Source organism: Mycobacterium zoologicum (assembly GCF_020181635.2).
GTDB lineage: Bacteria > Actinomycetota > Actinomycetes > Mycobacteriales > Mycobacteriaceae > Mycobacterium > Mycobacterium zoologicum.
In genome coordinates this window covers 36,281-49,710 of sequence record NZ_JAYJJS010000036.1, presented here as the reverse complement: position 1 = coordinate 49,710, position 13,430 = coordinate 36,281, and the positions used below count along the sequence as shown (strand labels likewise).

Annotated in this window: 12 protein-coding genes and 4 pseudogenes; 3 read left to right on the top strand and 13 right to left on the bottom strand. The window is 62.6% G+C overall.

The window, feature by feature from the left end; translation table 11 throughout:
• From K6T84_RS21460 to K6T84_RS21415, 10 genes and pseudogenes are all read right to left on the bottom strand, one after another.
• The coding region (locus K6T84_RS21460) for a transposase (protein ID WP_329786835.1) at positions 1-341 on the bottom strand (341 nt) is incomplete at its 3' end.
• Between the two features lie 420 nt (positions 342-761).
• Positions 762-1,520 (bottom strand): hypothetical protein, encoded by a 759-nt coding sequence (locus tag K6T84_RS21455; RefSeq protein WP_225401856.1) that lies wholly within the window; start codon positions 1,518-1,520, stop codon positions 762-764.
• Positions 1,517-2,761: a GSCFA domain-containing protein gene (locus tag K6T84_RS21450; RefSeq protein WP_225401857.1), complete on the bottom strand. Its 1,245-nt coding sequence runs from the start codon at positions 2,759-2,761 to the stop codon at positions 1,517-1,519. Before K6T84_RS21450 ends, K6T84_RS21455 begins: the two co-directional genes overlap by 4 nt.
• 167 nt (positions 2,762-2,928) lie before the next feature.
• Positions 2,929-3,183: pseudogene (locus K6T84_RS21445) on the bottom strand (ATP-binding protein); the annotation flags it as partial.
• 13 nt (positions 3,184-3,196) lie between these two features.
• The gene (locus K6T84_RS21440) at positions 3,197-4,237 is read right to left on the bottom strand and encodes an IS110 family RNA-guided transposase (protein ID WP_225401858.1); all 1,041 of its coding nucleotides are present in this window, start codon (positions 4,235-4,237) and stop codon (positions 3,197-3,199) included.
• A 371-nt stretch (positions 4,238-4,608) separates the two neighbouring features.
• Positions 4,609-4,980, bottom strand: a complete 372-nt coding sequence (locus K6T84_RS23965; protein WP_329786834.1) for a tyrosine-type recombinase/integrase — start codon at positions 4,978-4,980, stop codon at positions 4,609-4,611.
• Positions 4,981-5,029: 49 nt separating this feature from the next.
• A pseudogene (locus K6T84_RS23960) lies at positions 5,030-5,293 on the bottom strand (tyrosine-type recombinase/integrase); the annotation flags it as partial.
• A gap of 30 nt (positions 5,294-5,323) precedes the next feature.
• Complete coding sequence (locus tag K6T84_RS23955) at positions 5,324-5,602, bottom strand: site-specific integrase (protein WP_225401859.1); 279 nt, start codon at positions 5,600-5,602, stop codon at positions 5,324-5,326.
• On the bottom strand, positions 5,599-6,090 hold the full coding sequence (locus K6T84_RS21420) for a tyrosine-type recombinase/integrase (protein WP_329786833.1): 492 nt from the start codon (positions 6,088-6,090) through the stop codon (positions 5,599-5,601). The genes K6T84_RS23955 and K6T84_RS21420 overlap by 4 nt, the downstream gene beginning before the upstream one ends.
• Positions 6,087-6,323, bottom strand: coding sequence for a hypothetical protein (locus K6T84_RS21415; RefSeq protein ID WP_329786832.1), 237 nt, complete (start codon positions 6,321-6,323; stop codon positions 6,087-6,089). The genes K6T84_RS21420 and K6T84_RS21415 overlap by 4 nt, the downstream gene beginning before the upstream one ends.
• Before the next feature lie 41 nt (positions 6,324-6,364).
• Between K6T84_RS21415 and K6T84_RS21410 the strand changes: the two are divergent.
• A pseudogene (locus tag K6T84_RS21410) lies at positions 6,365-7,345 on the top strand (Mu transposase domain-containing protein); the annotation flags it as partial.
• Entirely contained in the window at positions 7,342-8,145 is an 804-nt protein-coding gene (gene istB, locus K6T84_RS21405) for an IS21-like element helper ATPase IstB (protein WP_329786831.1), read from the top strand. The pseudogene K6T84_RS21410 and the gene istB, both read left to right, overlap by 4 nt.
• Before the next feature lie 280 nt (positions 8,146-8,425).
• Here the strand turns inward: istB and K6T84_RS21400 are convergent.
• Positions 8,426-8,596, bottom strand: a pseudogene (locus K6T84_RS21400) (ATP-binding protein); the annotation flags it as partial.
• A gap of 479 nt (positions 8,597-9,075) precedes the next feature.
• On the opposite strand from K6T84_RS21400, the gene K6T84_RS21395 reads away from it, so the two are divergent.
• Complete coding sequence (locus tag K6T84_RS21395; protein WP_329786830.1) at positions 9,076-9,486, top strand: DDE-type integrase/transposase/recombinase; 411 nt, start codon at positions 9,076-9,078, stop codon at positions 9,484-9,486.
• Positions 9,487-9,609: 123 nt separating this feature from the next.
• On the opposite strand, the gene K6T84_RS21390 is transcribed toward K6T84_RS21395, so the two are convergent.
• Entirely contained in the window at positions 9,610-10,560 is a 951-nt protein-coding gene (locus K6T84_RS21390; protein ID WP_329786829.1) for a TylF/MycF/NovP-related O-methyltransferase, read from the bottom strand.
• 675 nt (positions 10,561-11,235) lie between these two features.
• On the bottom strand, positions 11,236-13,395 hold the full coding sequence (locus K6T84_RS21385; protein ID WP_329786828.1) for a preprotein translocase subunit SecA: 2,160 nt from the start codon (positions 13,393-13,395) through the stop codon (positions 11,236-11,238).
• Positions 13,396-13,430: the final 35 nt, after the last annotated feature.

Sequence of the window (13,430 nt, the reverse complement as noted above, 5' to 3'; positions counted from 1 at the left end):
ATCCGCGGCAGATGTGCGGCATCGATACGTTCATCGACCAGTCGCCACATCGTGGTGGTTGAGGCTTTCAGACCAAAGACATGCTCACGATCGCCGCAGCGTTGTCCGACCCCGTCGATGCAGTCCGCCCCATCAGCGACCGCGGCGGCCAGATCAGCGAAGACATCACCGGGAGCGTGGCGCCAAGGACCGCGGTAGGTATCGGCCAACGCGGCGGTGACCAGCGCCGATAGGCCGGTGTGGTCGGCCAACTCACGCAGCAGGCCCATCCCCGCATGCGACACGACACCCTGGCCGTCCGCGGAAACTTTCACCCTCGATCGGCCCGCGATAGTGTTCACCTGCGAAGTGCCTTCCCGTAGGAATGGTTGAACCGTAGACAAGTCCAATTATCCCTTGCAGGACAGGCACTTTCGCCTATCTACACGCCCCTACCGGCAGCAATCCACGAAAAATCCGGGTTAGTGCCCCGGTTCGGGGATGTTGAGGCGGGCCAGAATTTTCTGCTGAAGTCCGGGGACTTCTGGCCTGACTTGGGTCACGTCGGCTCATCACCCCAGTTCAGCGCGCTGCTCTCTGTGGAGATGAGCCGATGTGACCCAAGTCAGGAGGCATCGTTCGACACCGGTGGCGTGACCTCCATGAGCGACATCGCGGTCCAGTTCTGGAATCGTGTCACCCGCCTGCCTCAAGGACATGTTGTCTGGCCAAACGCGAGTCTCGATCACAAAGTCAGAAACACGTCAGCAGAGAACCGGTGGTCAGAGCACGGACAGGCGCTTTTCGTATTCATCCAACATCAATGCGCCATATGCAGAGTTCGCATGTGTCGCATCCTCGCTCCAGTACTCTGGCCGCAAGTACCCGTCCTCGGTGATCGCCGATGCGCTTACCGGCCAGAATTCGACCGCGAAGCGATCTGCGGTCTCGCGCATCATCTCCTGGAGCAGCAACCACAGCTTCAAGCGGAGGTATGCAGGTGCAAGACGCGCTTCTTCCGGGTCAATGCGGAGATTGGCCAACTCGGTGGCGAATTCGCCACGCAACTGCATGCCGCGGCGGATGGCTTCGTTGTCCCCTTTCGGGGGCGGCGTACCCAGCACGATCGGCCGCGGCCCGCCGTTATCCAGCATCCGCGTCAGGACAATCCCGAGGTGGTTCATTGAACGCTGGAACACTTCGCGCACCTGCAGCTCGGGGACGAGCTCGACTCCCTGGTCCACGACCAGCCCCGGGTGCGACGCCAGAGCGAAGTCGAACGGTGTGTCGAGGAACATGAAATGTGCGGTGTGCTGGTTGCCCTGAAAGCAGAGTGCCACGCGGAGAGTCTTGGCCAGCTCGAAGGCCGCGTCCCAGTAAGCCGGGTTCGCAGGTGCACCGCCGATCCTCATGAATCCTCGACCTTCGTCGATCGGATTCATCTCGTAGTCATCGGGTGATCGGCCGAGATGCCCGCCGTAGCAGTTGACGTGAGAATTACCGACGATCAGCAACCGCATCTTGCCCTCGTTGACGCTCATGCCGGAACATCCTTCAGGCGCCCCTTGAACTCGTCCGACGAGACGAACCGCTCGACGAGATCGATCATCGACATGCTGCGCGCAGCAGCGGCCCAGTTCTTCAGCTCTCTTTCCCCGGGTGAGCGCGCGAGCAGGTGCAGATAGAGGTTCCGGATAGTCTCTTCCGCAGCATCGCCGACCGGGTTCGCCGGCATATCGGCCATCGCCTCCTCGCATTCCGCCTGGCTCAGCGCCCGTGAAAGCCGACGTGAAGAGTCTCCCTCCTCGCGCTCCGTGTTCACCACCTGGGCGGCTTCGTCCACGGCATCGCATGCCGCGAGGAACGCGGTCATCACGGTAGCGATGGCCTCCTGTGTAACACTGCGCCGATCGGCCTCCAGGTAAAGATCCGGGGCTTGTGGCCCCGTGACGATCTCGAAGGCCGGAAAGTAGGAGACGAAGGCGTGGCGTCGCACGATCTCCTCTGCGGACGCCCGCAGGACGGCCTTGCTGTAGGTGGACGACAGGAGCACATGCTTCCCGGTTGCGGTGGCCACCAGCGGCACCGGCGATACCGTGAGAATGATGCGAACACCGGGATTCAATACGCGAAGTTCGGTGACGAACGCGTCGAGATCCGAGGTGACCTCGTCCACTGAAAAATTGACGAACGCATGGAGTGCCTCGTCGAACGTGCCGGCGACTGTCCCGGGGCAGGCCGGAAAAACCGCCCCGTCGAGGCGCGAAACCCACGCCTCGGTCAGGCCCAGCGTGAAGATGAAGACCTTGGCCTCCTCGAACACCCGCCGGACCGCACGCAGATGCTGTGCACCGAGCATGTCGAACTCGGCGTCAGTGAGCGCGTGATAGCGAAGTCCGGGCCGGAAGGGGTCGATCACGCCCGCATCGGTGTGCCAGCGGTCTTCGGCGGGTCTGAAGGATCCCTGGCAACGCCGCAGGAGTTGAAGTAACTGCCGCGGCGTGTAGATATTTCCGTACGCTGCGCTGAATTTCTCGTAGCCGAGGTTTTCGGGGTGGACATCCGAGAACGCGGGATTGCGTCTCTCGGCCCGAAGGTATTCGAACCCCGCACGCTCCAGAAACGGCACCAGGTTGGAGGCGAAACAACTGCCGGCGGACGCAACAGGTTCACCCGGCCGGATCAGCGGCCCATCGTGATCCACCAGTTGGCGGACATCGAAGCCCGAAGACACCGATCGGCTCCAGAAAGAACGGCCCGGCGCATTGCGGTACGGATGCATGAAGATGACTCTTCCGATCTTGGGGTGTGTAAATCTGTTGCGTAAGGTTACCGCAGCGCGGTGGCACGCAGTCGGCAATAGAGCTCGTTGATCTTGGCTGAGCGGATAGTGTCAACGTCGGGTGAATTTGGACCCCAATTCGTCGGTTGAAAATGGCCCCCTCCTCGTTAGTTTTGCTTGGTGGTTGTGGCCGCGGGGACGCGGCCGAGGTCTCGGTCTTTGAGTCGGTAACTGTCTCCTTTCATGGAGAGGACCTCGGCGTGGTGGACGAGGCGGTCGATCATGGCGGCGGCTACGACGTCGTCGCCGAAGACCTCGCCCCAGCGGCCTAAGGGCTTGTTGGAGGTGACGATGAGGCTGGCTCGTTCGTAGCGAGCGGAGGTGAGCTGGAAAAACAGGTTGGCAGCTTCGGGTTCGAAGGGGCGCCTCTGTGTGTCAAGCCGCGGTGAAATGCGGTCGAGCGTGACGCTTCTGATCTGCGAACATTCGGCGGTAGAGCTTGGTGGCAATTCTCCGCTTGAGGCATCGCATCGCCTCTTTGTGAGTGCGGCCGGCAGCCAGTTTTCGGCGGTAGTAGTCGCCGCCGCCCTCGCGGTTATGGCGGACTTGTTGCAGGGCAATCAGATGCACGGCGCAGTTCAGTTGGCGGTTCCCCGCTCGGGATAGCCGGTGGCGACTGTGTTCGCCGCTAGCGACTTCAATCGGGGCTACTCCGGCGTAGCTTGCGTAATGAGCTTCGGTGGCGAATCTATCGATCGATCCGGAGTGGGCGATGACTCGGGCCGCGAGAAGCGGTCCGACACCACCGATTTCGGTGAGCGTTGTCCCGTGCACGAGCAGACTTGAGTCGAGACGTTTGTCGACGTCACTCAGCTGACGGTCGAGTCGCCGGATGTCGGCGAGCAGATCATGGGCCAGGGCTTTGCGCTCCTCGCAGACCAGTGTGTTCGGCCGAACGGTACGCAGGAGTCGGGAGGCGGTCAGGGCGGTCATCTCACCGTCGTGGCCGCCTGGAACCAAATCTCGAACAATGGCGTGCAACTGGCTGACCGTGCGTGTGCGCTGGCCGGTGAGGTTGGATCTGCGCTCATTGAGCATGGCTATCACGGTGGTGATGTCTTCGGGCAGAACGGGGTGCAATGTGTCGGCATCGTAGGCTGCTCTAGCGGTCGCCTGAGCGTCGATTGCGTCGGTCTTGCGGCGGCCTCCGCGGCTGAGTTCCCTGACGCGGGCTGACAGAAACGATGGAACATCGACTACTGACTCGCCTTGAGCAACGAGGAACTGGGCCAAGTGACGGCCCAGCCCGTGAGCGCCCTCGACGGCCCACCTGCGGTCTGGGAAGCGCTGAGCCCAGGCAAGTAGTTTCTGATAGCCGGATCGAGTTGCGTTAATGCGCAGTCGATCTGGCTTCCCTTCGGTAAGCGCGCATGCTTCGTGGACGCTCTTATGTGGGTCGATTCCGATGATCGTCACGATTCTCCTTCTGGCGTGAGAGGAAACCGTGGTGGGCAATCCGACTTCGAGTGTGCGTTCGCATGCCTCTGTTGAGCCACACCACAGCGGGTGCCGGCGGCTCGACACGCCCTTTCCGAGCCAGCCCGAAGGCGGCAGATGTAGCCCGAGTCAGACCACCGGCACCCTGAGCACGCTAGGCCTCGAGAGCCGTGGTGCCTGGAACATATTCAACAAGTCGGATGTAGCCGACTTCGTCGATTTATCCCGATGTCGGGATAAATCGACCTATGCCGACCCCGAAACTATGCCGACTCTTGCCGGTGATCGATACTGAACTGGTTGCAGCGGTGGGGATCTCGATAGTTCTTTTACTGTTTAGATCAGCATAGTTACAGGCCTTCCAGGAAGGCGAGCAGCTTGTCGCGTGGGCGGTAGCGGCCGGGTTTGACTGAGGTCGAGGTCATGGCGTCGAGCGCTCGCTGTTTGATGGTGAGGTCGGTGTGCAGGTAGATGCCGGTTGATCGTATGTCGGCGTGGCCGAGCCACAGGGCGATGACTGCGGTGTCGATTCCGGCTTGCAGCAGGGACATTGCGCAGCTGTGCCGCAGCACGTGCGGGTGCAGTTCGGCCGGTCGGATCGTGGGGCACGTTCGCGCGGCGGTCATCGCATGCAATCGGACGAGTCGTTCGATTGCGTCGGTACTGAGGCGGCGTCCCGTCCGGGTCGCAAACAGGGGTTGATCGATCGGGCGCGTCACCACGCTCGGTGAGCCAAACGCGTAGCACTGCTTGGGTTGTCGTGGTCAGTGGAACAGCACGGTGTTTTCGGCCTTTGCCCAGGCAGCGAACGCTGGAGCCGTCTCCGAACGTCACGTCGTCGCAGTTGAGACCGGTCAGCTCGGAGACCCGCAGCCCGGTCTGGGTCGCCAACAGCAGCAGTGCACGATCTCTGCGGCCTTCCCATCGATTGGTGTCGGGTGCGTCGATGAGCGCGTCGCTCTCAGTCGGCGTGAGAAAGGTGATGAGTTGTTTGTCGAATCGTTTGGCCGGGATCGCCAGGACCCGCTGGATCACCTCGGCGTGCTCGGGGTGGCGTAGCGCGGCCTACCCGAACAGGGAGCGGATCGCGGTCAGCCGGAGGTTTCGGGTGCGTGCGCTGTTGTGCCGAGTGTCTTCGAGGTGGTCGAGGAACGCCGCGATCAGCTCGGCGTTGAGGTCGTTCCACTCCAGCCGGGAGGGCGCCTTGCCGGTACGTTCCTGGGCGAATCCGACCAGGAGCCGGAGCGAGTCGCGGTAGGACGCGATGGTGCGTGGACTGACTTGGCGCTGGTTGATGAGCCGGTCGGTGAAGAACGCCTGCAGCGTCGGTGCGACGGGGCTCATCGGGTGCCCCTTGAAGTGGCGGCTTCCAGGCGTGCGGCCGCCAACCCCAACAGTTCGGGGGCGGCCGACAGATACCAGTAGGTCCAGCGCGGATCCCGATGACCCAGGTAGGTCGATAACACCGGCAGCCGTGCTTCGACGTCTTCTCCGGCGCGATACCAACCGATCAGGGTGCGGATGGCGAAGGTGTGCCGCAGGTCGTGAATCCGTGGCCGCGACGGCGCGTCCGCACCGATTCCCGCACCGTCACACAGGTTTCGGAACACCGCGTAAACCGTGGGATAGACCATCCTGTTGCCACGGCTGGAGACGAAGAAGCTCGGCGTTGTCGGTGTGGGGTGAACAATGTCGCGCAGCTCGGCGTAGCGCTGCAATGCTCCGAGAACAGAGGGATGCACGGGTACCATGCGGGACTTGCCGAACTTCGATTCGCGGATCAGCAGCCGCCCGTCGGCGGGGCAGAGATCGGTGCGGTCGAGACGGATCACTTCACTGACACGCATCTCGGTGGCGGCAACAGCCCGATCACGCTGTGATGGGCCGCCGAGGCGAACCGCGTCCGTAGGCCTTGAGCGCCGCGCAGCAGCACGCTGATGTCGTTGGGGCTGAAGATGTAGGGCTCGTGGCGGCGTCGCCGTGAACCGGTCACACCGAAAGGGGGTATCTCGGTGCGCGAGCCCAGTCCGGACATGTGCCGGGCGAAGCCACGGGCGATGGTCATCCGGTGGGAGGCCACGGTGCCCGACGGGTTGACCTCGGGTGGTCCCCGCCCGGGTGCTGGCCGATCGGATGGCCTGCCTTAAGGGCGGGGTCGTCGCCAACGTCGTTGTCCCGACCACGGATTACGTCCGGCTGGCCACTCATTACGGGTTCGCGCCGGACTTCTGCCACGCAGGCGACCCGCAGTCCAAGGGCATCGTGGAGAACCTGTGCGGCTACGCCCAACGCGACCTCGCGGTCCCGCTGCTGACCCAGGCCGCCGTCGACGGCTTGCCGATCGATATCAGGGCCGCGAACGCCGCGGCCGCGGCGTGGTGCGCCGAAGTCAACGCCGTGGTCCACTCCGAGATCCAGGCCATCCCCGACGAGCGGCTGATCGCCGAACGTGAAGTACTGCAACCACTGCCATCGCTACGCCTGCAGATCGGCACACCGTCGGTGTTGCGTAAGGTCGACCGGTTGTCCTGTGTGCGTTACGGGTCGGCCCGCTACTCGGTGCCGACCCGGCTGATCGGCACCGCTGTGGCCGTGGTGGTCGATCACGGCGCGGTCTGCTTGGTCGAACCCGCCACCGGGGTGATCGTGGCCGAACACGAACTGGTTGCACCGGGCAGCGCGTCGATCCTCGATGAGCACTACGACGGTCCCAGGCCCGCGCCGAGCCGCGGACCACGCCCGAAAACCATTGTGGAGAAGCAGTTCTGCGACCTCGGCGCCGACGCGCAAGCGTTCCTGGTCGGGGCCGCCGCGATCGGCAATACCCGCCTGGGATCGGAGCTGGAGATCCTGCTCGCCCTGGGCGACGCCCACGGCACCGACGCCCTGGTGGCGGCGTTGCACCGGGCGGTGGCGTTCCGCCGGTTCCGTGCCGCCGATGTGCGGTCCATCCTGGCCGCCGGGACCGGCACTCCGCAGCCGTGCCCGGCTGGGGACGCGTTGATCCTGGATCTGCCGGTCGCCCCGACCCGCTCGCTGGACGCCTACCGGATCACACCGGTCGTTGACGGCGAGGTGATCTCGTGACGAAGACAGCACCATTGACGGCTACCAAACCCGTCGCACCACCGTCAGTTCCGCCGCTGGACGCTGACCTTGATGTTGGGCTGCGGCGGCTGAAGCTGGCGGCGATCCGGCGCACCGCACCCGAGGTGCTGATCACCGCCAAAACCCAACGCTGGACCCCCGAAGCGGTGCTGCGGACCCTGGTCGAGACCGAACTCGCCGCCCGCGATGCCTCCAACGTCGTCAACCGACTGAAGGCCGCCGCCTTCCCCGTCCCGAAAACGTTGGACTCGTTCGACGTGGCTGCCTCTTCGATCCCACCGAGGGTGTTCGACTACCTGTCGAGTCTGGAATGGATACGCGCACAACGCAATCTAGCTATCATCGGTCCCGCCGGGACAGGCAAGAGCCACACCCTGATCGGGTTGGGGACCGCGGCGATCCACGCCGGCCTGAAGGTCCGCTACTTCGCCGCCGCCGACCTCGTCGAAACCCTCTACCGCGGCCTGGCCGACAACACCGTCGGCAAGATCATCGAATCCCTGCTGCGGGTCGACCTGATCATTTTGGACGAACTCGGCTTCGCACCGCTCGATGACACCGGCACCCAGTTGTTGTTCCGCCTCGTCGCCGGCGCCTACGAACGGCGCAGCCTGGCCATCGGGTCACACTGGCCCTTCGAGCAATGGGGCCGGTTCCTGCCCGAACAGACCACCGCCGTCAGCATCCTCGACCACCTCCTGCACCACGCCACCGTCATCGTCACCGACGGCCAGTCCTACCGCATGAAAGACGCCCGAAAGGAGAACCACCAACCCTAAAAACCACCGCACGGGGTGGATACTTTTACCTGGCCACCAGCGGATACTTCAACCCGGCCATTGACATCCGATAAGCGGTCCCATCCGACCGGGCTTCCTGCGAGTTCCCGACATGACCACACCTCCGTCTCGGAGCACCGTGCTCCACCACAGAAGCGTCACCACACCGTTGGAACTATGCCGAGCAATTCAAAACTCAGGAGCCGCTCAACACCGCGCTAACCAGGCACTTCGCTCAGCGACTCGAAGAGCAGTCGGCATAGTTTCGGGGTCGGCATAGATCGATGATCAGCAGTGGCACACGCCCGAGCTTGATGAGTTCATCTTGGAGCCGGTCAGCGTGGTGGGCTGCGGCGAGGCGGTCGACCCATTGGGCGGCGCTAGCGAACGCGACGCGGTGCCCAGCCTGACAAGCGCGGATACCTAGTCCGATCGACAGGTGTGAATCCCCCGGCGTGTCCGGAGACTCTGATGTGCCCCGGATTCGGTGGAGTCGCCATGCTGGGTTTCAGGCCACGGGTTGGGTGGTTTGGTGTAGCAGTTCGAACTCTATCGGGGTGCGCATACCGAGGGCTGAGTGGCGCCGTTGACCGCCCGAAACTACCCGCTTAGTGCCCCAAACAGGGCACTAAAGCGCAGAGAACTGGCAGGTCAGCGAACCGCGATATCAAAAAATGGCCGAAGGTGAGCTAAGTCAGGTCAAACCTGGGTACTAAGCCAAACGTCGAAACTCAGGCGGTTCGCGTTCGAGCATTCCGACGGCACCTACGGTCACCGTCGGATCCACGCCCGGCTTGCTCGCTGGGGCACGACGGTGGACCCGAGACGGTCCGGGCGATCATGCGTGAGCTGGACCTGGTGGCATGTCAGCCCAGGCCGTGTCGGCCGACGACGACGATCGCCGTTGACGCCGGGTCGCTGCCGGATCGGGTGGGCCGCAACTTCACTGCCGACGCGCCGGGCCGTCGGCTGGTTGGCGACATCACCCACATCCGGACCTGGGAGGGTTGGCTGTATCTGGCGACGGTATTGGACTGCTTCGCCAAGAAGGTCCTCGGCTACGCGATGGCCGGCCACATGCGCACCGAGCTGGTCTCCGACGCGCTGGTCATGGCGGCCCGCAATTGCGCATTCACCGCCGGCGAGACCATATTCCATTCCGACCGCGGCACCCAGTATTTGTCCATGGAATTCGCCGCGCTGACGAAGGAACTGGGCGTACTTCGGTCGAACACAGTGCCCGATGCGCGAGCACGCAAGAAAGGATATCGCCCGCTACATCGAATTGCGATACAACCAGATTCGACTCCATTCCACGATTGCATATCGCACACCGAATGAGGTAGGGCTGGAATGGCTCGACCAACAGAAAACGGCCTGAGAAACCGAAATCTCACTGTCCGAAAATTGTCGAGCTCCTCGCCGCCATTGACGGCAACCATACAGGGGGCGCCAAGGACAGAGTTATCGGATCGGCGCATGATCAACGCGCCAGTACGTGCCCCATCCGTCAATCGGCAGTATGGGCGACGCGATCTCGTAACGTTCACGAAAATCGTCAACCGCCTTCGCGCAAGCCGGCAGGAAATAATCGTCGACTATCACAAAGCCACCAAATGAAACCTTGTGATACAGCGCATCCAATGCTTCAATTGTCGATTGATACATATCTCCGTCAAGCCGTAATATAGCTAGCCGATCAACCGGAGCGTTTGGCAACGTATCTTTGAACCACCCTTCAAGGAAGACAACCCGTTCGTCCAGCAACCCGAAGCGGTGGAAATTATGCTCGACCTCCGCGCGCGACACACTAAGTTGCCGGTGGGTATGGTGCTCGTCACCCATATCGGCGGGGAAATTTACAGGATCTGGCGGTGGTAGTCCCGCGAAACTGTCAGCGACAAAGACACGTCGCGTGCCATCGCCATATACCCCCAGAATTGCCCTCATCATGATGCAGGCGCCGCCTCGCCAAACACCGGTCTCAATAAAATCGCCCTCAACACCATCAAGTAGCACTGTCTCGCAGGCGTAGCGTAGATTCCGCATGCGAGCACTCCCGATCATCGAGAACGAAAGCGAGGGCCAGTCCCTCCCCAAAATGCGCTGATTGGGATCGAATTTACCGTTCGACCAATAATCGCACGGCGCATCTTCGAGAATCATGCCGGTTAGCGACGCCTCGAGAAGGTTGAGGTATCGCTGGACCAATCTTCCGCGGCCTGAATCTTGGTGCGCGGGCTTGACGCTCTTCTTGTCCTGATATTCCCGCGATTCATAAAACGCGGAAACGACAGAGGCTGCCGACTGGCCGGATTCTAATACCGCAACCCATTCCTGAAATTCTCTTTCAGACGGAGTGCGATTTAACATTCGACTATAGAGAACCGTTATTAATTCCTCGTTTTCGTTCAAGCCTTCCTCCGAGCGTCGAGCGACATCTGCGTGAATTCTACTCTGTCTAAACAGGTTTATCACGAACCTAGCATTAAATTTTTGCGGTCGTCGACGCTTTCCTCCGCGGTTCGCCTGTCCCCGCTACTGCTCTGGCGTCGTAGTCTGGTCAACTCGGCTGTCTGCGCGTCGCCGCGGGCATGGCCTCGTCCCATCGAGTGCCATCTGCCGCCTCCTGGTGGCATCCGTCCAGTCGCGAAGCGGCCAGTACTTCAAGGTCGAAGCCGACCGAGTAGGCTAGCGACCCTGCGGCCAAATATTGGACCACAGCATTGTGTCAACGGGGGCCGCCACCGTCCCTGAAGTTGTTGGCAGCCAGGACGGTGATCGACGTGCTCACCCATCCCGCCGTAGCGAAGCCGAATCAGGGGAAGCCCGCCGAAGCCCGAGTTCGCCCTACAGTGGACCACGACCCACCAACCCCAAGCCGCATAGCGACTGGACCATCAATCGGGTCCTCCAACAGGGGCATGTGACCTCCTGCTGATCACTCTGCCCTCGACTCTCGCAATCGTGGACAACAACACGGGTACAGATCAGTCGGACTAACAACACGGGTACAGATCAGTCGGACCAACAACACGGGGACATATCAACTGGGCCAACAAATGGCTCCCTCTCGCCGTGTCGCTGGGGTCATTCCGTCATGCTCGGCGGTTCCGCGGGAACCACCTTGACGTTGAACAGGCAGCGTAGCGACTCCCGGTCCAGGGCCGAGGACATCGCGCTGAACATCGCGTGGGCATCCTGGCCGTAATAGTCAACCGGCCTAGTCTGCATCCCTGGTGAGTTGGCCTGTGCTCGCCAGCCGACGGTTCTGCGAAGATCGCCCAGTTGACGCAGGTACTCGCGCCAGTGGCCGTCGATGATCGACAACAGCACGGCCCGCTCCACCTGGCGCATTGCTCCAGGGCCGGCCGTGGTCGCTATTGCGGCCTCGCGGGCGGCGTAGGCGCGTTCCGCGTCGGAGATCAGCCTCTCCACCATGTCTTCATAAGCAAGGCTGCCCCCGGTATCAGCCAACTCGGCAGAGGTGATGCCCACCGGGTAGAGCTTTCTCAGCCCCCGCCACAGTTCGTCGAGATCCCGGCCCTGAGCGTGGGCTTCGGCAACGTACGCCGTGATCGTGGTGTCGATCAGGCGGCGGACCACAGCGGTCAGATCGTGCTCATCGAGGATTTCACGCCGTCGGCTGTAGATGACTGTGCGTTGCTGGCCCACGACGGCATCCCAGACCGGCTCGTCGATCCGCCGGGCGACCGGACCGTCTTCGGCTCGCAGTTGGGCCGTGTCGATGATCCGCGTGACCGCCTTCGAAGCCAGCGGAGCGTCCTCGGGCAACCCTTGCAACGCGACCAGCGATTCGGCTGCGTCGCGGTTGTATTGCTGCACCTGGTTGTCGCGCAGTGATAGGTAGAACCGGGATTCGCCGGGCTCACCGCGACGGCCGGCCCGGCCGCGCAGCTGCAGATCGCTGCGTGCAGCTGGGTATCGCCCGGTGCCGATCACGTAAAGCCCGCCCCCGTCGCGCACTTCATCGCCACGCTCGGTGTCCAGGGGAATGTCCACACCCCGGCCGGTGGTCCCGGAGATGATCGTGACCGCACCGAACTGTGCTGCCTCGCTGATCACGACGCTGGCCGAGCGAGGATTTCCGGAATCGGCGACCCGGTGCGGGATGCCCCGCTCGGTCAGGTGCTCGCTCAGTTGCGCGGCGTCGCCGTCGGCGGCACCGATCAGAATTGGCTGGCCTCGCTCATGCCGGTCACTGATGTCATCGACGACGGCGGTCCATTTGGCTTCTCTGGTCTTGTAGATCAGGTCGGGATGATCTGTCCGAGCAGAAGGCCACGCGCTGGGGACCGACGCCCCCTGGAGCTGATAAACCTCGGCGATCTCCGTACCTGTCTGACCGGCCACCGAGGTAATCGCGCCAAGCTTGCGATACAGCGAGAAGAAGCTCGCCACCGGAATGGTGGCCCAGATCTGTTCTTCGTCTTCGGGTGCGTCGACTTCGAGTTCTGCTGCGGAGCGCCGCGAGACCGACCGATCCCAGTAACGGCTTAGCAGGACTATTGCGCGCAGCGCGCCGTCTTCCGTCACGGACGCATCGCGTGTTACTCCGGCATCGGTGATAGTGAGGGGATGGTTCGCCTGATCGACCAGGACTGTGTCGGCGTCGTCGACGATCACGACGTTCAAGTCACGCTGAACGGTGGCGGTGGCTACGGTGGCGATGTTGTCGCGCAGGTAGTCGTAGCCGACTTCGCTCACGGTTGCGTAGGTGACGTCTGCGCGGTAGGCAGCGCGCCGTTGCTCAATCCCCATCTGCGGGGTAATGGCCGACACGGTCAGCCCCAGTGCCTGATACAGCGGGCCCATGGTTTCAGCGCCGCGATTCGCCAGATAGGCGTCGGTGGTGATGATATGAACGCCGTGTCCCGAGATCGCGTTGAGGTAGGCGGCCAGCGCGCACGACAGCGTCTTGCCCTCACCTGGTGCCATCTCCACCAGCATGTTGAGGTGCAGCCCAGCAGCGGCCATCACCTGGGTGTAGTAGGGCTGCTGGTCCAGCACACGAAATGCCGCTTCCCCGGCCACCGCGAATGCCTCACCCAGTAGGTCGTCCAGGGATTCACCGGCTTGATGACGGATACGGAACTCCGCGGTCTTTGCCATCAGTTCTGTCTCACTGAGTGCAGCCGCAGCAGAAGAGAAGGCATCGACCCGGTCATGCACCTTACTTAGGTGCTTAACCGTTCGCCCCTCACCGGTGCGCAACAGCCTGGAGAGCACAGGTCATCACCTCCCAGGTCAAGATCGGAACAACG